This window comes from Thermanaerothrix sp. (genome assembly GCF_056331585.1).
On sequence record NZ_JBWGPQ010000030.1, the window covers coordinates 13,454 to 33,831 of the forward strand.

Sequence of the window (20,378 nt, forward strand, 5' to 3'; positions counted from 1 at the left end):
AACCCCGGCCCCGGTTTCCAGGTCTTTTTCCTACCCATTTGAGGGATTTGCGCCCTTCAAGGGCATCCTGATATGCCGCATGTGTTTCGGGGAGTGGGCTGACGCCAAGTTCTAACATGCGGGTGCAGGTTTCAAATTGGCGCACCGCGGTATTCCGATTGCCGGTAACCGCAAAGAGTTCGATCAAACGGCGGTGAACATCTTCGGCAAGGGGATCGGTGTCCAGATAGCGTTGGGCGTATAAAATGGCCGATTCGAATTTCCCTTGTGCAGAGGTGCGTTCAATAAGTTCACCAAGCGCCAGAAGATAAAGACGTTCCAACGAATATCGTTGCTGAATCATCCATTCTTCAAATTCTGCCAGTGAGGGGAGCGAAAATCCCTCTAAAAAAGCCCCCTGGTAAAGCCTCACCCCTAGTTCGAGAGCAGTGATCAATGCCTGTGAGGTTGGGATGCCTTTTTCTCGGAGTAGAGGCCCAAAACCTTGCCGGCTTAGGTTGGCGCAGAGGCGCTCGAAAGTTGCGACATCTGACCACACCCGTTGAGGATCAAGCCCTATCTGATCGCCCACAAAGATGAAAGGCGTTGGATCAGGTAAAGCGAGATGAAGATGAGTGATTAAGTGGCTGAGGTGACGACGAGCAGAGGCTTCTGATTCATCAGGCCAGAATAAATAACACAACCGCTCCCTTGGAATGGGTTGCATGGTTGTTGCCAAACGATATAACAAGGCTCGTGCTTGACGGCGAGGAATTGTCAATAAACCGCTTGAACTCTCTACCCGGGGCGGTCCTAATAGAAAGATGCGCAGATTTGTTGAGCCCTTGAATGTCAATGCCAATCTATCTTGAAAGACCACAATTGTTCCACCAAAAGAAAACCCCGCGATGTTCCCTAGCGACCACCTCTCGTATGAGACGGGTGAGTCTGTTGGCTAGAGAGGAAATATCGGGCCTGCTCAACGCGAAAAAGCAAGCTTTCAGTTGCCTCTAAAGGCACAAGCCTGCTGGAAACTTCTTTGTTTTGGTTGGGATATTTGATAGTTAAGCGATGAAACTTAGGTCATCCCCCAAGACGGTGTGCTGGTGAGGCTGCGATTTGAGTTTTCCCAAACCATTTTTATGCCCCGCAAAACATGTGCCTAAACGTGATGGCCGCTTTCAGAATAACATGAACCGGGGTTAAATTCAATAATTTGCTCCTTCCTACCAATACCTGAGTCTAATCTTCATGGTATGTTACAAGTTCATTGCGGATGGAATTAACGCAATAAAAGCGAGTGATGGTGGGCCATCGGATTTCGTTCTTTCAATTCAATTACAGGTATTGGTCAGAGTATAACTTAGGCACCAAAAGTTTCATAATAAACCTTGTTAGCTTCATAGCGAGTGCGAGGTGGTTTGTGTTCATCAGGGTGTCCTACTGCCAATAAGCACAGCACGCGCCAGTTCGGGGGAATGTTCAGCAGGGTGCGTACTTTTTTCTCATATTCCGCGCGAGGGTAGATAGCAACCCAGACGCCACCCAGTCCCAGCCCAGCCGCTGCCAGGAGCAGATTCTCGGCAGCAGCGCTGCAATCCTCAATCCAGTGATCCGAAAGGTTGGGATTACCCAGTATGGCAAAGACCACCGGTGCATCGGCGCACATAAACGCCCACTGCTTGATTTTAGCCAACGCTCGGCGCCGTTCCGGCTCACGCACCACGATGAATGCCCACGGGCGCACGTCGTTAGCCGACGGGGCAGCCATGGCAGCCTTGAGCAAGAGGTCTATTGTCTCCGCATTGACCGGTTCATTTGTGTATTTGCGAATGCTGCGGCGGCGGTAAATATATTCAAGGATGAGGGGCAGAGACCGAGCGCGTAATTCTATCCTGTGGTTTTCAAGGTCTATGGTGGCATTGGAAATGGCAAAGGAGCGGGTTTTCTGGTCTGGTAGCCATAGAGTTAACTCTGACGGGGTAAGGCCTAACTGCCTTACCCCTGATGTAAATTCACGGGGTTCTGTTCCTTCGCCTTCCCGGATGAGAATACGCCAAGTCTCGGCCATGGTCTCTCTCTTCCCTCAGGCGGGTTGAGTGGCGTGTAATGCCTTCCACAGGCGTTCTGGAGTAACCGGGAAGGCGTTTACCCAGATCCCAGTAGCGTTGTGAATTGCAGCCAAAATTGCGGGGGTAAGAGGTAGATAAGGCAATTCACCTAATCCACGCGCTCCCCATGGGCCCCGGGGATCGGGTACCTCCACGATAACGGGCTCAACTTTTTCGGGCACATCCAAGACAGTTGGAATGAGGTAGGTGCTTAACTGATCGGTCAGGACATAGCCATCTTTCATAATAAAGTTTTCCAGCAAGGCGTAACCCTGAGCTTGCACCACAGCGCCCTCAATTTGGCCTTCAACCAACTGAGGGTTGATCGCCTGTCCTACGTCATCAGCGGAAACCACGCGGAGAATGCGTACCTGGCCGGTTTCGGTATCTATTTCCAGTTCTACTGCTTGGGCCACATAAGCGTAGGCAAAGTTTGGCATGGAATAACCGGTTTCCAGGGTAAAGGGGGTCGTTTTAGGAGCAAGGTAGGTGTATTCCCCGATGGCGGGGCGTTCTTCGTCGTGCCACTTGCGCAGGGCGATCTCCGCCGCACCACGGATGGCGTTTCCGGCCATGAAGGTCATGCGTGAGGCGGAGACACTACCTGCATTTCCCATGTTGAGCGTGTCGTGGGTGATTAAAGTGACCTTTTCCACCGGCACACCAATCGCTTCAGCCGCCATCTGCACCATGACGGTATGTGTGCCCTGTCCAACCTCGGCACCGGCATGGTGGAGCACCACCCGTTCAATTTTTTCGGCACCGTGTAATTCAATGCGAGCCCAGCAGTTTTCCTGATAGCCGAAACTGAACCCCACGTTCTTGAAGCCACAGGCAAACCCGATCCCGCGTTTCAATGTTGCCTTGGGGTCTTGTTGAGCTAATTCGCGTTTGCGTTGCTCCCAGCCAAATCGATCGGCTGCGGCTTGGATCACCTCCAGAACGCTGATTGGCCCCGGTGGGGTGGTGCCTACGGCCAAAGTTTGACCTTCACGCAGGGCGTTTTTGAGACGAAATTCCACGGGATCCATGCCCAGTACTTCAGCCAATTTGTTCATCTGCATTTCGGCAATAAAATTGCCCTGGGGTGCGCCAAATCCACGGAAGGCACAAGTGGGCAAATTATTCGTATAAACTCCATACACATCGGCTTTTACATGGGGAATATAGTACGGCCCCGTGTGGACAACTGTGGCATTGCCCAGTACCTTATTGGTGGTGTAAAGATAGGCACCAGCATCGGCAATGACCTCGGTTTCGGCAGCTACAAGTTTACCCTCACGGGTGGCGCCCCATCGCGCACGAACGTACATGGGATGGCGCTTGCCATGTCCGATGATGGATTCGCGCCGTGACCAAATGATCTTCACCGGACGGTTGAGTTTCCAGGCCGCCAAGGCCAGGACAATTTGCACCGACATATCCTCGCGCCCACCAAAGGCACCCCCAATGGCAGGGTAAATCACCCGTACCTTTTCCAACGGCAAATTCAATGCGTGGGCAATCTGTTTTTGATCGGTATGCGTCCATTGCCCGGCCACCTGGACTGTAATTCTCCCTTCTTCGTCTACATAGGCCAGGCCCGCCTCGGGTTGCAGGTAGGCGTGTTCCTGGAAAGGTAATTGATACTCGCTTTCGACAATGACATCGGCTTGGGCAAATCCCTCGTTGATGTCTCCTTTGCGAATCTTGTAATGAACACAGACGTTGGTATCACCACGCTCGGGGTGGATAAGCGGGGCACCGGGCTTCATGGCTTCACGAGGATCGGTGACCACTGGTAAATCTTCGTACGTGATCTCAATCAGGTTGCAGGCAGCGGCGGCAGCTTCTTCGGTTTCAGCAACCACCAGGGCGACCTGATCACCTACAAAGCGAACGACATCAGCACCAGGTTTATCCGAACCCGGACCGCAGAGCACTGGCTGATCAGGTTGTTGAAGCCCGTACTCGTTAACCGGTACATCCTTAGCGGTAAAAACTGCGACAACGCCTGGGTAGGCTTCCGCTTTTGAGGTGTCAATGTTGAGAATGCGGGCATGGGGTCTCTCGGCAAAGCGTATCTTCATATGAAGCATACCTGGCATTGAAAGATCGCCAGGATATTTGGCCTGCCCGGTCACTTTGCTAACAGCATCAATGCGAGGGACGGGTTTCCCGATGACGTTATATTTTGTTTTCTCCATGGCAGCCTCCCGTGGCGAGAATCCAATCACATACCCTGTTCCAATTTTATGGCAAATTGTTCTCGAGGAGCAAGTTACGTTTGTCTTAAGTCAGACATTAAGCCATACCATTTCCCTGGTGAGTTGAGCCTGAATATGGGATAATAAAACAAACCTTGTTGATAGGAGCGTGCATCATGAACGGACGGAATGAACCGAAAACTGAGACGATAGCTGAGACCGAAAATTACATGGCCTGGCGGGCAGAAGAACCCGATGGCGAGATGACCTATCATTTAGAATTAGGAAATTTCACCGTCCATTTCTTTCAGGAAGAATGGGATGAATTTTTACAACTGATGCGAGCGGTCATCGAAAGCGAAGAAAAGAGCTAAACCAGGCCCGTTACCCTGTTATGGTATGCCAGTATGTCAGCCCTGCGCATCGTTTTCATGGGCTCACCTGAATTTGCGTTGCCGACTTTGCGGGAACTGGCAGCGCACTATAACGTAGTGGGCGTGGTGACCCAGCCGGATCGCCCAGCGGGTCGGGGGCAAAAATTAACCCCACCCCCAGTTAAGGTGTTAGCCCAATCGCTGGGGCTGCCGGTCATTCAGCCGGAGAAACTGCGCCAGCCCGAGGCCATGGCCCAACTGCAAGCCTGGCAGCCGGATCTCATCGTTGTAGCGGCATTTGGACAGATCTTACGCCAAAATGTGCTTGACCTACCGACTTTTGGTTGTCTTAACGTGCATGCCTCGCTATTGCCCCGTTGGCGCGGTGCGGCGCCGATTCAGGCGGCCCTGCTCCATGGCGATAAAGAGACCGGGGTGACCATTATGAAAATGGATGCTGGGGTGGATACCGGACCCATCTTGAGCCAACGGCGTGAGCCGATTCGCGAAGATGACAACGCCGCTACATTAAGCCAGCGTTTGGCGGAACTGGGTGCGCAGTTGTTGATCGAAACCCTACCCGAGTATCTTGCCGGGCATATTACCCCCCAACCTCAGGATGAGAGTTTGGCTACCTACGCACCCCTGCTCAAGAAAGAGGACGGACGTCTGGATTGGCATTTACCTGCGGAGGCATTGGTGCGCAAGGTGCGAGCATTTACCCCTTGGCCGGGAGCGTTTATAGAGTTTCGGGGATTACCCCTGAAAGTGTTGCGAGCGCATGTCGAGGTTACAGAATCGCTTCACCCTGGCCAGCGCGGTATGCTAAATGGCTTTCCGGCTGTTGGTACGGTATCAGGAATCCTGGTTCTCGATGAGGTCCAGCCCGCTGGAAAACGCCCCATGTCGGGTAGCGACTTTTTGCGAGGTGCGCGAGATTGGGAGAGCGGAGAGACCTGATTTGCGATCAGTCACCTTAGCATCCCCTTCGATCCCACGCTGGTCGTTTCTGTGCATTGGGGCGGGTGCGCTCGGAACGTATATAGGCGGAAGCCTGATGCAGGTCGGCCAGCGTGTCGTGTTCCTGGTGCGCCCGGCGACGGCGAAAATCTTGCGGGCGCGCGGTCTGCGCCTTGTTTTAGAAGGAACCACCTATGCCCTCCCCGAGCCGCTACTGGCAACTTCTTTGGACGAAGCCCTAAGGTTAGGGCCTTACGACATGGGCTTGGTCACAGTTAAGGCGTATGATATTGAAGATTTCGTTAAGGCTTTGTTTCCTTACCGTGCGGCGCTACCGCCTTTGGTGTGTTTGCAAAACGGCGTTGAGAGTGAGGTGTACCTGGCACGGGTTGTGGGTGAAGCCAATGTTATACCGGCGACGCTAACCAGCGCAGTCAGCCGCCCTGAGGTGGGGGTGGCGGTCGTGGAACGTTTGCGGGGGATGGGAGTGGCACAAGGGCATAAATTGCTGCCCCCTTTGCTGGCGATCTTGAATGCTGCGGGGTTGCGTGCGCGTGAATATCCGGACGCTGCAACGATGAAATGGTCCAAACTCTTAACCAATTTACTGGCCAATGCTTCAGCGGCGATTCTCGACATGAGCCCAGCGGAAGTCTTTGCCCATCCCGAGTTGTATGCATTAGAGGTAGGCCAAATTCGCGAAGCCATGGCCGTCATGCGCCGATTGGGGTTGACCGTGGTAAATTTGCCGGGAGCCCCGCTGCGTTTATTAGTAACGTTTATGAGCGCTTTGCCACCAGCCATCAGTCGCCCTATACTAAGCCCTTTCCTCAGCCGCGGACGGGGACAAAAAATGCCCTCCCTGCACATTGACTTGCATGGCGGGCAGGGTAAAACCGAAGTGGATTATCTCAACGGCGCTGTCGTGCGTTTCGGTCAGCGCTTGGGAGTGTACACACCCATCAACCGGGTGCTCAACGAAACCCTGTTAGCCCTTAGCCGCGGTGATTTACCGAAAACCCAGTTTCAAAGGCGTCCTGAGGTATTGCTCGAGCAAGTTCGTCGGACTATGGGGTGATCTTTATGAATGTACCAGCGTGGGTTACGGATGCTATTTTTTATCAAATTTTTCCCGATCGCTTCGCCAACGGAGATCCAGATAACGATCCGCCGAACGTGCGACCCTGGGGCTCGCCCCCTGATCTTTATCACTTTCAAGGCGGAGATCTAAAGGGCATTCTGCAACGCCTGGATTATCTTCTCGATTTGGGAATCACGGCCATTTATCTTAATCCGATTTTTCTCTCTCCTTCCACTCATCGCTATAACACCACAGATTATTTTCGCATTGATGAGCGCTTGGGAAGCATGCAGGATTTTGAGCAGCTTTTGGATTATGCCCACCGCCAGGGGATACGGATTATCCTGGATGGCGTTTTTAATCATTGTGGGCGGGGTTTTTTCGCCTTTGTGGATGTTCTGGAGAATCAGCAGCATTCGGCTTACCGCGACTGGTTTCACATTCATAAATTCCCCCTCAATGCCTATTCGCACGGACCCGCGCGATACGAAGCCTGGTGGGGCATTAAGAGCCTACCTAAATTTAATACGAGCAACCCGCGGGTGCGGAATTACCTCATGAGTGTGGCGCGCTTTTGGACAGAGAAAGGCATTGATGGCTGGCGTTTGGATGTCCCAAATGAGATTGACGATGACGCATTCTGGGCCGAATTTCGTAAGACCGTGAAAGGGATCAACCCTGAGGCTTATTTGGTGGGGGAGATTTGGGAGGTCAACCCGCGTTGGGTTAGCGAAGGGCACTTTGACGGCCTAATGAATTACCCCCTACGTGAAGCGATTTTGCGCTTTCTCAACCGTGAGCATACAGCCAGCCAATTTGCCCAAGACGTCGAGCGCATTCTGAATGCTTATGCCCCTGAGAACCGCTTGGCCATGTATGTGCCTTTGGGCTCTCATGATACCCCGCGGGTGATGACCGTGTTGGGGGGACACCGTGAAGCTGTCAAATTGGCTTTTGCCCTTCAGTTTGCTCTGCCAGGGGTGCCAGCGATCTATTATGGTGATGAGATTGGCTTGCTAGGCGACAAAGATCCAGACTGCCGGCGTGCCTTCCCCTGGGATGAGGCATTTTGGGATCAGGATCTGAGAGCGTGGGTTAAGCGGTTAATCCAGCTGCGCAAAACCCATATTGCGCTTCGGCGGGGTGAATTTCGCCTGGTCAGTGTTGAGGATTCGAGCCGCTGCTGTGCATTTGTACGGCAGCACCCTCATGGATCGGTGTTGATGGTGCTGAATGCGGGGGCTTCTGAACGTACTGTAGGCGTGAGTCTTCACTCGTTGGGGCAAGTAAGCGAGATCGCTCTTCACCCCTTGTTGGGAGAAAATTTCGCCTGGCGAGTTGAAGATGGGTATCTCTGGGTGCATCTACCGCCATATGGTGTTTTCGAAGCGGCTTATACGACTACCGAAAGCAACTGACTAACCGTTGGCTGTCATTTGGGCAAAGATTTGGTTGGTTTTGGCCGCCATGATGAAGTCGTTGCGATGCAAGCCGCCGATGGCATGCGTCCACCAAGCTACGGTAACCTTACCCCACTCAGTAATCATCAAGGGATGATGTCCCTCGGCCTCGGCAATTTGTCCGATGCGGTTTGTGAAATCCAGGGCATTCGCAAAATCCTTGAACTTGAAGGTTCGTTGCAGGCGCTTTTGGTTTTCTACTTCAATCACCTCCCATCCCGGCACTTCCGGGAGCAACTGAGCAATTTCGTCGTTATTCAGCGGTGGAACCCCTCCATGACATGATACGCATTTTTCTTCTACCAGCGGACTCATCCTGACCTCCATTTGGGACACAGTCTCTCGCACATCTTCATTATAGAGAGTTTAAGTCCGAATTGCAAAAGATACGCTCCACCGAAGGGCAAAAGTCTATACACTTTGGAGATATTTCATCATTACCTCGAGTTGATAACCTGCTTTGGTAGCGGCATTGTGAAGAGTCTGTCCCAGATGATATAAGACTAGCACGCGTTCGTAAAAGGGGGAACATTTCCAGGTGGGCAAACTGGCGAGAGCTAAGAGCCCAACGGCTTGCATAAGCGCCACCAAGGTTTCAAAGCCTTCTTTGTGGAACCACAGCACTCCCTCATGCGAATGCAATCCGATCAAGGATTGAATTTCTGAATCGGCAAGCCAGTTTGCCATGACCTCGCTGAGGGAGCGGGAAAGGGCCTCTTCATCATACCAATCCTGGTGCGCAATCAAAATGCGAAAGCCCGTGATGAAGGTCTGAGCCTGTTCGGGCGTGAGGCCAAGGTCTTTAGCCGTTTCGGAGAGCAGGTGGGGAACCTGCCAGGCTTCAAGCCACTCCAGCGTTTGCTCCTTAACATGCATTGAGTCTTTGACTCGTCCGATTTCCAGACTGAACGCGGCACAAACCAGGGCCAGCCAGCGTTCGGGTGTTCCGAGAATCTGATCCTGAAGATTTTGCAAGGCTTGATTGAGCCGACGCGTTGTGGGGAGACTGAGTTTAATCCCCAAGACGGGCCAATGCATGATCAAACTTAGCCGTGCCCGCAAATTCGATAGAATGTGCGCCCAGTCGCTGCGGTACCCAGTTAGGGTTTCTATTCCCCTTAGTAGGGCTTCTAACTTGTGTTGGGCTTCATCAAGCAAATGCACTGGTGGGCATTGCTGCGGTTGGGTTATGCGCTGTTGGAGCAGATAGCGGAGATACCCCGGGTGGTAAATTTCACGCAGTGGTTGCCAGATGGGTTCCCAGCGAATTTGCTGGAGTTCACGCCACAGGCTCGGCGTGCCCCGTCCTTGAAGTCGTTCCCAAAGGCGGCGGTAGGTGCCGTTGGTGTCATCGGTCACTTCGCGAAAGTCGAGAAAAACGTGGGTTTGATAAGCATTGAGTTCGAAATACAAGCCTTTATCATGAATTTCGGACGTGGGTTGGAGGTATTCCAGGCCGTCCACAAGGTCGCGATAAATCACAAACGTATTCGGGTCACGGCTTAAACCCAAACCCTCACCTAGTGAGCGTTGTACCAGATGCCGCTTTGCCCCTTTTTTCTCCAAGAAACCTACCGAGGTCTTAATCCAGCCGCGGGTTTTGGCAAAACGATTATGATAGATGACTAGTGCGCTCTCGTCGCCGAGGCGGTTAGAAAAGGCAAAGACATCTTCATTAACATAACCTTCTGGGGTGTAGAAATCATAGAGCAAAAAGTTTTCCACGCCGGCAAACAGGGCACGGCGGTGGAGCAAGGGGAAGATTTGTCGTTCGTGACGGGCAATGAGGTCCAGATCTGGCGTTTCATCCCAGTAAGCGCGACGGAATTCCATACCGTATTTTTCGGCGAATCCCTCAATTTGGCCATGGCCAAACATGGGCAGGCCTGGTAAAGTGCACATCAGCGTGCAAACACCAAAATATTTATCTCCTTTGCCAAACTGTTCTACGGCAGTGCGCTCATCGGGATTGTTCATGAAGTTCACATAGCGCTTAAGAATTTCGGGTTCAAATTCCAAAGTGTTTTTGATTAAGGTGCGATAGTTGGCGTTCTCTTCATTGCGGAGCATGTTCATAAAGGCGCTGTTGTAGACTCGGTGCATGCCCAGTGTGCGCACAAAGTAGCCTTCCATCAGCCAGAAGGCTTCAGCGAGGAGCAGGGTGTCGGGAGCTTCCTGGGCGACGCGGTCAACAACCTCACGCCAGAATTCATTGGGCATCAGGCGATCAAATTCCTGCTTGGTCAGTCCGTGTTCGGCACGGGAGGGAATGGCGCCGCCACTGCCCGGCTCCGGGAACCACAGGCGCTGGTAGTGCCGTTTGGTCAAGGTCATTGCAGCGTCAAAGCGTATGATCGGGAATTTACGCGCCACTTCCAAGATGGTTTGCATCACGGCTTCGCGCACCTCGGGTTTGAGGTAATTCAATTGCGCTGTGTCGTTCCAGGGCATGCTGGTGCCGTCGTTGCCGTGGTAGATGTAGCGGGTATCGCCGGTGGTGTGATCCACACGCTTGAAGACCACGGCGGCATCCGTGCGGTCGTAGTAATGGTCTTCTAAAAAGATTCCAACCCACGGGTCGCTCGAAAGATCCGGACCGTTGAAAGTGTAGGAGGGGAAGGGGCTATAATCCAGGCCGATGAACCAATCGGGGTGTTCGATGACCCAGCGTGAGTCAATTCCCATGTGATTGGGCACCATGTCACTGGCCAGGCGAATACCGCGTTGCCAGGCGCGATCTCGGAGGTTCTGATAGGCGGTTTCGCCTCCCAAGTCATCGGCCACACGGTATTCGGCAAGGGAGTATGCCGAAGCGATGGCTTCGGGGTTGCCGCACAACTGCTTAATGCGGGCTGAGGCACGGCTGCGTTCCCAAATCCCGATCAGCCATAAGCCGCTGATCCCCCAACGTGCCAGCGTGTCCATTTCTTCATCTGGGATCTGATCTAAGCGCTGAATGGGTCGCCCATATTTTTTGCTGAGTTGATCCAGCCAGACATAGGTATTTTTGGCAATGAGAACCAACCTTGGCATCCATTCACGATCAGGGCTGAAGGCTTCCGGTTCACCCTCAAGGTGCGAATAAGTGGGAATTTCCACCGGGCCCGGCCCCAGGAAGGGGGATTTCTGTTCCTCTTTGAGTAGATCCAGGCTTTTGAGTAAACGGGTCAGGTATTCGCCCAACAAATACCCCCAACGCTGCCGGATATAGTCCAATTGTTCAAAGAGGGAATTAGGATGCGCGATGGCCGGTGCGCGCATCATGTCTATTAGGTGTTGGTCATCCGGGCCAAAGGTCGGTTGGTTTTCAAAGAACTGATAGAGTTCGCGAATAAGCGCTGCGTAAGCCGTTTCACGACGTAGATATTCTTCATCGAAGAGTTCCAGATAAGGATCGAGTGCAGGATTGCGGTTATTTACCCATAAAAGGAGCATCTCTTCCAGGGTTGCTGCGCGGTGCGAAAATTCGGCGGTTTGTCCTTTGAGGTAATCCTCGGGGCTTATGTGATTACGATAAACCGGCAAGGGTGGAAATTCGCGCACAAATTCCAATAGGGTACGGTCAAGATTAGCTTTGCCAATGCGGGCTTCTAGCCAAGCCAGCGCTTGGTCAAGCACCTGCGGGTTTTTCTGGCGGCGGTAAAGAGCAGCCACCAAGTGCAAAATCTCGTCAATGAGTCCCATGGCATTAATCTCACCCGCCCGAACCACTTTTTCGGGATGGCGGGCCAGATCACGGCGAAGATTCATCCTTTGGGCAAAGCGGCGGGCAGCCTGAAAGTCGGCCAGGATGACATTGCCATTGAAAGAGAACAGCGTTTCATCAAATTGATAGCGTTCACGAGCACGCCGCGAGATGTGAAATTCCATCAAAACATGCCTCCCTGGGGGATAATGATTTGAGCGCCGAGGTTTATCCAACTTCATTATAGCCGGTCTTCTCTCGGCGCAGGCCTAAAATCCAGCCCTCGATTAAGTAAGGGGCGTCTAAAGGAGGATTGGCGGGTAAGCGATTCTCCAACACCATGATTATCCCCAACAACCCGACTAAAGCATCAAAGGCATCCTCGGCGGTAAGGGCGGAGCCAAAACCATGGTTTATCTCGTGTTCAAGGTCGGGTGCAAGATGGATTTTCAATTGCCGAACTGCCGCCAAGAGGCTGGGGGCGTTGGCACAGCGGGTATAGTAAGACCTTTTCCCTTTTTTCTGACCTGGTAAAGAGAGATGGAGATCTAACCCAAGCGCCGCATAATACTCTGCAGGGTAGGTTTCTGCCATGACAAGGGTAGAGGGTTGGAGTAATTCATCCAGCCAACCCTCAAAAGGCCAGAGTCTGACTTGGGGCTGTGTAAGGTGCCGGGCAGGGATTAACAATTCACGCCACCCTGAGAGGGCGGTCTTTCCGACTTGTTGTGCTCCCATCGTCCAAAATAAAGGTGCAGCGGCGCGCCGATAGGGGGTAGCGCAATCGCATTCGCGCCAAAGCGACCGGGGGGAGGATAACTCCAACCTTTCAACAAGGTGTGCTAAACGTTTGTTGCCAGGGCGGGAGGGGTAAAACGGCCGTCCGAGGTTGATCTCTGCGGCCTGGTCAGCCACCCGGAACCAATCGGGCCATGCGCTGTTTTCGAGTTGGTTAAGAAAAGAAAGAAAGTGACTGTATCCTATTTTCTGGGCATATTCCAAGGGCAAGCCAATGGGAAAATCAAATCCGACCAGTGCACAGCCATCAGGGGGAAGATGAGTTTGCACTAACGTCAAAAGCTTCTCGCCTGTTTGTACCGGAAGCGGAGAATAGATTTCATAGCCCCTAGAGGAAACACGTCTCCCCCAAGCCAGCCACCGTTTGCTGGGCTGGCTACTCCAATCTACATGGATTATCAGGTTGGGACGAGTCATGAGTTAAAGAGTTCGGGGCAAGCCAACCATTCCTCTGCCGATTGCGTGTTTCTCAGCCCGCGCCTTAGGGGATAACCATCTCGTTCAAGCCGACGGATGGCGCGTTGCAGGTCTATATCATTCCACCCAAACAGGCGCATGGGATGAAAGATGGGGATGGCACCAACACTGAGCAGATACCGACGGAGCAGATAAGCCCTGGCTTCATCTTCCTGGATTCTTCCAGCTTGAGCGATCAAATCGGGAAAGTGGCGGTGGGTGACGTCGTAAACAAACGCATAACGCCACGCACCAACCTCAGCGGTGCCGATAGGGAGTACACGAAACTGCATCTGCAAGGTCATCAATGCACGCTCAAAGCGTGAGGTGCTTTCAGGGCTGCTGAGATGAGCCGCGCGGCGTAAAGCTAGGGTATCCAAGGGACCCTCACGCAGGAGTGCCTCATAAACTTGTTTAGCCTCGAGCGTCAATAAACCCTCGCGATATTGATCCAGATAATCATGTTCGGGATCTCCGTAATTGGGGGAAAGGGCATAGAAATAGGGGAGGGCTTCCAGAGCGATTAACGTGTTTTTGCCACGGATGACGCGGGCATAATACCATACCCGTTTACCCAAAAGGCTATCCTTCCAATCCCAGCAGATGTGTCCTGGATCATCATGGGCGTCGGCGACCGGGCGATCTCCTGCAGTAGCCACCCAAAGGCTGGGCATGATAAGGCCTTGGGCTGGCCAAAAAAGGACAAAACCCCGTTGAATGACGAAATTGATAGCATCCTCGCGCGAACGGAGGCGCAGCGCAGGGAGCGAGCGAAACGTTCGTGCTCGGTAAGTTGCAATATCCTTATCACTAAAACCAAACTCGTTGGTTTGAAAAGGCATGCGCACGCTTCAGGTTTGTCTTGTGATGCGAAAATCGCTCTCATTATAATGAGATTAAGGAGGTTAGTGCAAATGCAATCAGTCGTTGCAATAGTTATGGGTGGGCAGATTTCCCCTGTGGATGAGTGCCTGGCTGTTTTCCTTAGTCAAGTGAGTGACGTAGGTGCTCGGGTGGCTATTCTTCCCACTGCATGCGATAACCCTCAAGTCGTGCAGGCCTACACCAGGGGGTTGTTGGAATTGGGGTTGCATCGTCCACCGTTGATCCTGCCTATTTGGGAACGGGCCCAGGCCGAGGACCGAACGCTTTGGCGCATTTTTAGCCAGATCGACGGTCTCTTAATTCTGGGTGGCAATGTGATTCGCTTGCTCAGGGTGGTGAGGGAAAGCCAGTTGCGTTGTATCCTTCAACAGGCTCTTGTTGCTGGAATGGTGATCGCGGGAATTTCAGCAGGCGCGGCGGTGTTGGGTGACCTGGTTTTTGTCTCAGATCATCCGTTAAATTCGAACAGACGGTGGCAATCAGGGTGGGGGTTACTTCCTCGTATCGTGATTGTTCCCCATTTTCGTCAGCGTAGGCGTCAGAAAATCTTAATGCAGCTATTGATGCATTACCCCACGTGGTTAGGCGTGGGGGTAGATGAGGCTACTGCAGCTGTCCTTAGTCCTAAGGGGATCCACGCCACTGGCTCTGGCCAGGTAACTCTAATGATGGCCAATCCTTTAGCCCCTTATTTATCCGGCGGTTCTCTTCCCTGGGCGATTCACCTGCAGGCAGGGCAATCGCTGGCATGGGATACTCTTCCGATTCCATCCCTACCGATGATCATCACAAGAGCAGGAATGTTACCGACCGTAACCGGTACCGCTGATATAATGCTCCATCTCTTCAAGCAATAAGGCTTGATCGGAAATGACCGCCTTAACCACATCTCCAATGGTGACAATACCGATCACCTTATTGTTCTCAACCACGGGAAGATGGCGGATGCGTTTTGCGGTCATTAAAGCCATGCATTCCTGAACCGTCTGGTGGGGGCCGACGCAGTACACCTCTGGGGTCATCAGCTCTCTGACTTGCGTAGTTTCGGCCGAATGACCCAACAAGGGCACTTTCCGAGCGTAGTCACGTTCGGAAAAAATCCCCACCAATTTTTCGCCGTCCATGACGAGTACTGCCCCAATATCTTTTTCGGCCATAAGTCTAAGCGCGTCTAAAACGGTGGTTTCAGGGGAGACTGACCACACCTCAGGGGATTTATTTTGCAAGATTTGGCGTACTGTGCTAATCATGATGCCCTCCTCACCGGCTGGTTTAGCAAAGGGTAGACAAGTTACTCTCTATTTGAGTATATATCAGAAACACTCATTGGTTTTCAAGTAGGTGTTTCTGATTTGGCGCGACGAGATTTCAGAGTGAAACGTGGCGTTGGGCGGGTAGGAAGGCGTTCTGCACAATCTCGGGATCAAAGAACGGGCCGGGTTCGTGAGTGGTGGCGTATTGATAAAGCGCCGCGGTATAGATACCGCTCAGAGTAGATTGAAGCAGGCTGAGCAATACCAGAAGCAGCAGATACGCGATAATCAACGGCACCAGGAACCAACCTGGTTGAGGAAATTGGAAGCCGATTAGTGCCAAGGGAATGACGGCCAAAGTGATTAGAACACCAGCCAGGCTAAAGACGATACCTAACCCCACGTTGCCCACTATTTGCTCGCCCCATGTTCTCTTGAGCAAGGCGGTGCTGCGCTTAATGGCCTCAATAGGGCCAACGTTTTCGGCGGCTAATACGGGTACCACGAGAAAGGTGGCGAGGTTCCAGGCCAGACCAAGCAATGAGGCAATCCAGCGCCCCAAACCGCGGTTACGTTGGCTTGCCAGTTTAAGCAAGACGCCAACTGTAGCAGCGATGATGGCATAGCCCACAACAGCGCCGAACCGTGCAAACGCAATTTGCAAACCATCCTTAAATGTGGGATCGCCGCCGCGCAGCCGGATGAGGGCAGCGCCAACCAGGGCGGTATTCATGAAGAAAATGGCAGTGTACTGTACAAGATAGAACGCAAATAGGACCAAAAGACCAGTAACCTGAGCATTACCGAAGAGGGCGCTATCCACGAAACCGGAGATTACCAGGGGGATAAAGAAGGTTAAACTGATTATTAGGGTCAGGATGCCCGCGATGAGGGGAAAAATTAGCAGTTCCTTGTCGGCATCCAAAACGCGCGCACTGGCTTTGACCAGTTCCCAGGAATTGCGCAATTTTTCAAACATAGCATTCTCCCCTTGTTAAGTTTGTTCCTTGGGTTCGCCGTTTTCAGGAGGCTGACTATTCTTGCCGCGCCCCAGTTGCTGTGAACGCTCGTAGGCTGCCCAAACAGCGCGGCTGATGGCCGTGCGAAACCCTGCTTTCTCCAAATAGTATAGCGCAGCTGCAGATGTGCCGCCAGGCGATGTTACTTCGTTGCGCAAGGAAGCCGGGTGGGCACGCCGAAGAGCGTAGTATTCCACCGAACCGCGGAGGGTTTGTACGACCAGTTGCTCGGCAATGCGGCGCGGAAATCCCAAGTGGACCCCGGCGTCAATCAGGGCTTCCATGAAAAGAAAGACATATGCAGGTCCGGTACCCGAAAGGGCGGTCGCCATGTCGAGGTAATTTTCCTCTTCCACAAACACCTCTTGGCCGAGAGCACCTAGGATTTGCTTGGCCATCTCCAATTGAGCGCCGCTGACGCTGGGGGAAGCCGTCCACACGGTGATCCCCTGGCCGATCTGAGCCGGGGTGTTGGGCATAGCGCGGACAATGATTGGATGATTGAGTGTCCGGGCAATCTTTTGGATAGGCGCGCCGGCAACAATGGAAAGCACCAGTGCCTCGGGCTGGATTTGATCGCGTAGGCCGATCAGCACGGCTTCGAGACGTTGAGGTTTGACGGAAAGGATGACGATATCTGTGCTACGCGCGGCTTCGGCATTATCGGTGGTAAAACGAATGCCGTAACGCTCAGTTAACTCCCGACCTCGCTCCGGACGCGGCCCGGCGGCGATGATCTGATTAGGAGCAACCACCTTCTGACGGATCAGACCGTTGATGATGGCTTCAGCCATGACTCCCGGACCAATGAGTGCGATACTTTGGTCATTCATGAAACTATCGAACCTCCTTTGGCATAAGTTCAGGCGGACCAACGGGCAAAGATTGCCGTTGGTAATAAGCGATTGCCACTGGTTTCAATGAGAGCCACCTCCCCTACTTCTACTTGACCTTTCCAGGCGCTCATGACTTCAGAAAGGGCATAATAAAGCGTGATAGCAGAGGCTTTGACGGCGTAAGCCGTGAGTATGACGAAAACCGGTTCTGCACTGAGTACGGCGCGGCAGGCTTGGAGTAATTCGGGGAGCAGTTTGTAGAATTCCCAGACTTCCCCCTTGGGCCCCCGCCCAAACTTAGGGGGGTCAAGGATTAGGCCATCATAGCGACGGCCGCGGCGGGCTTCGCGTTGGGTGAATTTCAATGCATCGTCAACAATCCAGCGAATTGGGGCATCTTGAAGGCCGCTCAAAATCTGGTTTTCGTGTGCCCAGGTGATCGCCTTACGGGAAGCATCCACGTGAGTGACGTTCGCACCAGCTTGGGCGGCGGCAAGCGTAGCTAATCCGGTGTACCCGAAGAGGTTGAGTACATTAACTGGACGCTTGGCGGAGCGAATGACTTCCTGGATCCAATCCCACTGGTTGGCTTGTTCCGGAAAAACACCAACGTGACGGGATGTGCTTCGTTGCACCCAACATTGGAGACGCTTATAGCGCACTGTCCAGCGTTCGGGGAGTGGGCGCCTTACCTCCCAGATACCACCTCCTTCATCGCCAGAGGGTTGAAAGCGCGCGTGGGCCTGTGACCAGGCTTCGGCGGGTAGAGCGGGTTTCCAGATCGCCTCAGCTTCGGGACGGATTAGAATGTATCCCCCATAGCGCTCTAATTTTTGTCCGTTGCCACTATCCAAGAGCGCGTAATCTTCCCATTCAGGCGAAGTGAGTACCTGCAATTGGGGTGGTTTAACAACTGCAGCAGTGTGGTTATGAGACTGGGGGCGAGATGTTGATATGGGAGGAGCCATGGGTCTCAAAAGGGACAACAGATTGGATTTTAGTATACCACTACCCGGAGAATGGGATTTGAGCGAGTATAATGCGGGTATCTCTACCCTGGTGAGGTCGTAAGCGCTATGGAGAATAAATTTAACTTTGAAATCTGTCCCGAACGTCGGGCTACCGAGAGTCTTAAATGGCGTGTGTATGCTGAAGATGTTCTCCCAATGTGGGTGGCAGACATGGATTTTCTCTCCCCGCCACCGGTGATTGAGGCTCTGCAACAACGCGTTGAGCATGGGGTTTTTGGTTATGCTATTGATCCGCCAAGCCTAAAGCAAGCGATAGTGGCTTGGCTGGAATCGCGCTATAACTGGTGGGTGAACGAAGAGGAGATTGTATTTGTCCCCAGTGTGGTTAGTGGGTTTAACCTGGTTGCTATGGCATTAAGGACCCCTGGAGCCGGATTGTTGATTCAAACGCCGGTTTATCCGCCTTTCCTGAATGTGGCGCGCCAAGCCGGGATGAAGGATCAACGCTTGCCGTTGTCGCGGGATACTGAAGGTCGCTATTATGTGGACGGTGAGCGTTTTCGGGCAGCGTTGACCCCTGAGACGCGCATGTTCTTGCTCTGCAATCCGCACAATCCGGTGGGGCGCGTGTTCACCCGGGAAGAACTCTGGGCCATGGCGGAGGCCTGCTTGGAGCGTGATGTGCTCATTTGTTCGGATGAAATCCATTGCGACCTGGTCTACAATGGTCATACGCACATTCCAATTGCTATGCTTGATCCGGACGTTGCTCAGAAGACGGTTACCCTGATGTCGCCAAGCAAGACGTTTAACGTGGCCGGGTTGAAATTTGCCTTCGCCATTGTGCCCGACCCGGCGTTAAGAAAGACGCTTAAGCAACTTGTCCATGACCTGGGAGGGGGTATAAATATCATGGGGTTGGTGGCTGCCGAAGCCGCCTATACCCGCGGAGCAGAATGGCTTCAGGCGCTACTAAGCGTGCTAGAGGCTAGCCGCGATTTCTTGTATGAGTTTGTGCATAATGAATTACCCGGGGTAAAAATGAATCGTCCTGAGGCAACTTACTTGGCGTGGCTGGATTGTCGGGACCTGGATTTACAACCCAATCCCTATGAATTCTTCTTGAACAAAGCGCGTGTGGCTCTGAACAACGGCAGGGATTTTGGGCAAGAAGGGCGCGGTTTTGTACGTTTGAATTTTGGTTGCCCTCGCCCGGTGTTGGAGCGGGGTTTGATGCGCATGAAAGAGGCGCTAGAAAGAGCCTGAATGGTCTCATGAGCGGTTTGGGTACACCATGATCAAACGTCCATCTTATGCTGGGACATGCTTAGGAATACTCTTAGGTATAGCCCTTGCATTGACCCTCGCCTATGCCTTGCTGTGGGGAATAGGGGCGGTTTTAATCACCTCAGACCCTTTGCGACCTGCAGAGGCATTGGTGTTACTGAGTGGCGGGGGAAAGGATCGTCTGGAAGAAGTGGTAAGGATTTATCGTCAAATCGGGGCGAATGTGGTGTTGTTGACCAAAGCCGAGGGATCACGCGCAGAGAATTGGAATGCGGATGAGTTAGCTTCAAAAGGCATTCCCGGGGAGGCGATTCACATCACTCGAGGACGTGCCAGTAGCACGTATGAAGAAGCGCGATTTACGCGTGAGACCCTAGAGCAATTGGGCGTGAAATCGGCTCTGGTAATTACCGATCCTTATCATACCTTTCGGGCGCGATTAATCTTCTGGTTGGTGTATCGAGGAAGTGGTATTGAGATCCGAGTGCGTGCGGTGCAGGGACATTGGTATCGTTCGACGACATGGATGTTCAGCCGGCAGGGATGGGAGACAACATGGAGTGAATTGATGAAATTGGCAGGGTTTGTAATAGGTATACGGGGGGATTAATAAAAAACACAGGGCTGCATTTGCAGCCCTGCGTGCTATTGGCCAGCGGTGGTTTATTGGGATAACGGGACGACCCGTGCTGCCTGCAGGCCCTTCGGCCCCTCTTCAATGGAAAATTCCACTTTCTGGCCCTCTTTGAGTTGGCGATAGCCGGCCATCTGGATCGCGGTGTAGTGGACGAAGACGTCCTCGCCATTCTCACGGCCGATGAAGCCGTACCCCTTGGTGGGGTTGAACCACTTAACAGTTCCTACATAACGTTCAGACATGCCTTAAACTCCATTTGGTACTTTGAGATTACTGGGGCCTGCGGCGCGTTACCACGGGCCACGTTGAGGCAAGATTATCATGCAATATAACAAATGTCAAGCCGTTTAGCAGCAGATTTTTCTTGAGGGTGGTTGATGGGGTAGGCACTCGTGTTATA

General features: G+C 52.8%; 19 protein-coding genes. 7 read left to right on the forward strand and 12 right to left on the reverse strand.

Translation table 11 applies throughout. The features are described 5' to 3' along the window. The 3 genes from AC01YT_RS10360 to AC01YT_RS10370 all read right to left on the reverse strand — a co-directional run. Positions 1–760, reverse strand: a 760-nt coding sequence (locus tag AC01YT_RS10360) for an AfsR/SARP family transcriptional regulator (RefSeq protein WP_476675187.1), incomplete at its 3' end; no start/stop codon positions are given. A 582-nt stretch (positions 761–1,342) separates the two neighbouring features. Then, on the reverse strand, positions 1,343–2,050 hold the full coding sequence (locus tag AC01YT_RS10365) for a nitroreductase family protein (RefSeq protein WP_476675189.1): 708 nt from the start codon (positions 2,048–2,050) through the stop codon (positions 1,343–1,345). Positions 2,051–2,065: 15 nt separating this feature from the next. Continuing rightward, positions 2,066–4,276 (reverse strand): xanthine dehydrogenase family protein molybdopterin-binding subunit, encoded by a 2,211-nt coding sequence (locus tag AC01YT_RS10370; protein WP_476675191.1) that lies wholly within the window; start codon positions 4,274–4,276, stop codon positions 2,066–2,068. Positions 4,277–4,452: 176 nt separating this feature from the next. Between AC01YT_RS10370 and AC01YT_RS10375 the strand changes: the two genes are divergently transcribed. Genes AC01YT_RS10375 through AC01YT_RS10390 form a run of 4 tightly spaced genes read left to right on the forward strand, consistent with a single transcriptional unit; the run spans position 4,453 to position 8,109 of the window. Beyond that, positions 4,453–4,650 (forward strand): hypothetical protein, encoded by a 198-nt coding sequence (locus AC01YT_RS10375; protein ID WP_424912051.1) that lies wholly within the window; start codon positions 4,453–4,455, stop codon positions 4,648–4,650. A 33-nt stretch (positions 4,651–4,683) separates the two neighbouring features. After that, positions 4,684–5,610, forward strand: a complete 927-nt coding sequence (gene fmt / locus AC01YT_RS10380) for a methionyl-tRNA formyltransferase (RefSeq protein ID WP_476675193.1) — start codon at positions 4,684–4,686, stop codon at positions 5,608–5,610. Position 5,611: 1 nt separating this feature from the next. After that, complete coding sequence (locus tag AC01YT_RS10385) at positions 5,612–6,688, forward strand: ketopantoate reductase family protein (protein WP_424912049.1); 1,077 nt, start codon at positions 5,612–5,614, stop codon at positions 6,686–6,688. 5 nt (positions 6,689–6,693) lie between these two features. After that, the gene (locus AC01YT_RS10390; RefSeq protein ID WP_424912048.1) at positions 6,694–8,109 is read left to right on the forward strand and encodes a glycoside hydrolase family 13 protein; all 1,416 of its coding nucleotides are present in this window, start codon (positions 6,694–6,696) and stop codon (positions 8,107–8,109) included. Here AC01YT_RS10390 and AC01YT_RS10395 read toward each other — a convergent pair whose 3' ends face one another. The 4 genes from AC01YT_RS10395 to AC01YT_RS10410 all read right to left on the reverse strand — a co-directional run bounded on the left by AC01YT_RS10395 (position 8,110) and on the right by AC01YT_RS10410 (position 13,932). Further along, the gene (locus tag AC01YT_RS10395) at positions 8,110–8,466 is read right to left on the reverse strand and encodes a 4a-hydroxytetrahydrobiopterin dehydratase (RefSeq protein WP_424912047.1); all 357 of its coding nucleotides are present in this window, start codon (positions 8,464–8,466) and stop codon (positions 8,110–8,112) included. A 96-nt stretch (positions 8,467–8,562) separates the two neighbouring features. After that, on the reverse strand, positions 8,563–12,021 hold the full coding sequence (locus AC01YT_RS10400; protein ID WP_424912046.1) for an alpha-amylase family glycosyl hydrolase: 3,459 nt from the start codon (positions 12,019–12,021) through the stop codon (positions 8,563–8,565). A 43-nt stretch (positions 12,022–12,064) separates the two neighbouring features. Further along, positions 12,065–12,913, reverse strand: coding sequence for a hypothetical protein (locus AC01YT_RS10405; RefSeq protein ID WP_476675197.1), 849 nt, complete (start codon positions 12,911–12,913; stop codon positions 12,065–12,067). Positions 12,914–13,047: 134 nt separating this feature from the next. Continuing rightward, entirely contained in the window at positions 13,048–13,932 is an 885-nt protein-coding gene (locus tag AC01YT_RS10410; RefSeq protein WP_476675199.1) for an AlkZ-related protein, read from the reverse strand. Positions 13,933–14,004: 72 nt separating this feature from the next. On the opposite strand from AC01YT_RS10410, the gene AC01YT_RS10415 reads away from it, so the two are divergent. Beyond that, positions 14,005–14,832, forward strand: coding sequence for a cyanophycinase (locus tag AC01YT_RS10415; protein ID WP_476675201.1), 828 nt, complete (start codon positions 14,005–14,007; stop codon positions 14,830–14,832). Here the strand turns inward: AC01YT_RS10415 and AC01YT_RS10420 are convergent. The 4 genes from AC01YT_RS10420 to AC01YT_RS10435 all read right to left on the reverse strand — a co-directional run bounded on the left by AC01YT_RS10420 (position 14,779) and on the right by AC01YT_RS10435 (position 18,051). Beyond that, positions 14,779–15,222, reverse strand: a complete 444-nt coding sequence (locus AC01YT_RS10420; RefSeq protein WP_424912060.1) for a CBS domain-containing protein — start codon at positions 15,220–15,222, stop codon at positions 14,779–14,781. The genes AC01YT_RS10415 and AC01YT_RS10420 overlap by 54 nt on opposite strands. Positions 15,223–15,343: 121 nt before the next feature. Further along, positions 15,344–16,207 carry a DUF6159 family protein gene (locus AC01YT_RS10425; protein ID WP_476675203.1) on the reverse strand — a complete coding sequence of 288 codons (864 nt, stop codon included), beginning with the start codon at positions 16,205–16,207 and terminating at the stop codon, positions 15,344–15,346. Positions 16,208–16,222: 15 nt separating this feature from the next. Beyond that, a complete protein-coding gene (gene proC, locus AC01YT_RS10430) occupies positions 16,223–17,080 on the reverse strand; it encodes a pyrroline-5-carboxylate reductase (protein WP_424912041.1) in 858 nt (285 codons plus the stop codon). A gap of 29 nt (positions 17,081–17,109) precedes the next feature. Beyond that, complete coding sequence (locus tag AC01YT_RS10435) at positions 17,110–18,051, reverse strand: class I SAM-dependent methyltransferase (protein ID WP_476675205.1); 942 nt, start codon at positions 18,049–18,051, stop codon at positions 17,110–17,112. A 108-nt stretch (positions 18,052–18,159) separates the two neighbouring features. On the opposite strand from AC01YT_RS10435, the gene AC01YT_RS10440 reads away from it, so the two are divergent. Together AC01YT_RS10440 and AC01YT_RS10445 are read left to right on the forward strand one after the other, a co-directional pair. After that, entirely contained in the window at positions 18,160–19,320 is a 1,161-nt protein-coding gene (locus tag AC01YT_RS10440) for a MalY/PatB family protein (protein WP_476675207.1), read from the forward strand. 28 nt (positions 19,321–19,348) lie between these two features. Continuing rightward, positions 19,349–19,951: a YdcF family protein gene (locus tag AC01YT_RS10445; RefSeq protein ID WP_476675209.1), complete on the forward strand. Its 603-nt coding sequence runs from the start codon at positions 19,349–19,351 to the stop codon at positions 19,949–19,951. Between the two features lie 53 nt (positions 19,952–20,004). Here AC01YT_RS10445 and AC01YT_RS10450 read toward each other — a convergent pair whose 3' ends face one another. Continuing rightward, a complete protein-coding gene (locus AC01YT_RS10450; RefSeq protein ID WP_054522216.1) occupies positions 20,005–20,220 on the reverse strand; it encodes a cold-shock protein in 216 nt (71 codons plus the stop codon). Positions 20,221–20,378 lie beyond the last annotated feature (158 nt).

Coding starts and splice junctions, on each gene's coding strand:
- AC01YT_RS10440 (WP_476675207.1), top strand. CDS start 18,160: ATGGAGAATAAATTTAACTTTGAAATCTGTCCCGAACGTCGGGCTACC.
- AC01YT_RS10435 (WP_476675205.1), bottom strand. CDS start 18,051: ATGGCTCCTCCCATATCAACATCTCGCCCCCAGTCTCATAACCACACT.
- AC01YT_RS10370 (WP_476675191.1), bottom strand. CDS start 4,276: ATGGAGAAAACAAAATATAACGTCATCGGGAAACCCGTCCCTCGCATT.
- AC01YT_RS10365 (WP_476675189.1), bottom strand. CDS start 2,050: ATGGCCGAGACTTGGCGTATTCTCATCCGGGAAGGCGAAGGAACAGAA.
- AC01YT_RS10390 (WP_424912048.1), top strand. CDS start 6,694: ATGAATGTACCAGCGTGGGTTACGGATGCTATTTTTTATCAAATTTTT.
- AC01YT_RS10425 (WP_476675203.1), bottom strand. CDS start 16,207: ATGTTTGAAAAATTGCGCAATTCCTGGGAACTGGTCAAAGCCAGTGCG.
- AC01YT_RS10400 (WP_424912046.1), bottom strand. CDS start 12,021: ATGGAATTTCACATCTCGCGGCGTGCTCGTGAACGCTATCAATTTGAT.
- AC01YT_RS10375 (WP_424912051.1), top strand. CDS start 4,453: ATGAACGGACGGAATGAACCGAAAACTGAGACGATAGCTGAGACCGAA.
- AC01YT_RS10445 (WP_476675209.1), top strand. CDS start 19,349: ATGATCAAACGTCCATCTTATGCTGGGACATGCTTAGGAATACTCTTA.
- AC01YT_RS10395 (WP_424912047.1), bottom strand. CDS start 8,466: ATGAGTCCGCTGGTAGAAGAAAAATGCGTATCATGTCATGGAGGGGTT.
- proC (WP_424912041.1), bottom strand. CDS start 17,080: ATGAATGACCAAAGTATCGCACTCATTGGTCCGGGAGTCATGGCTGAA.
- AC01YT_RS10410 (WP_476675199.1), bottom strand. CDS start 13,932: ATGCCTTTTCAAACCAACGAGTTTGGTTTTAGTGATAAGGATATTGCA.
- AC01YT_RS10415 (WP_476675201.1), top strand. CDS start 14,005: ATGCAATCAGTCGTTGCAATAGTTATGGGTGGGCAGATTTCCCCTGTG.
- AC01YT_RS10450 (WP_054522216.1), bottom strand. CDS start 20,220: ATGTCTGAACGTTATGTAGGAACTGTTAAGTGGTTCAACCCCACCAAG.
- fmt (WP_476675193.1), top strand. CDS start 4,684: ATGTCAGCCCTGCGCATCGTTTTCATGGGCTCACCTGAATTTGCGTTG.